The following is a 261-nucleotide window of genomic DNA, read 5'->3' as shown; positions in this document are numbered from 1 at the left end:
TTAAAAATCACGCGGTTCATTTATTGAGTGGTGGACAAAAACAACTCGTTGCCATTTCTAGTGTAGTAGCAATGAAGCCAGACTATATTGTTTTTGATGAGCCGACGACATTACTTGATTTACGAAATAAACGCCGTGTTACACAAGTTATAGAGGAATTACCACAAACAGCGATCGTTGTATCACATGATTTGGAATTTTTGAAAAATTTTGATAGAATACTCGTTTTTGATAAGGGGGAGATAGCTGTTGATGATGTGC

Annotated in this window: 1 protein-coding gene; it reads left to right on the top strand. The window is 36.4% G+C overall.

Annotated features, from left to right (window positions below):
- Positions 1–261: ATP-binding cassette domain-containing protein (locus ACFIK8_RS12505; RefSeq protein WP_375669611.1), on the top strand; the 261-nt coding region annotated here is incomplete at both ends.

The organism is Bartonella sp. MR168JLCBS, assembly GCF_042194175.1.
The sequence above is the reverse complement of the archived record's forward strand: the minus strand, read 5'-3'. Positions and strand labels throughout refer to the sequence as shown.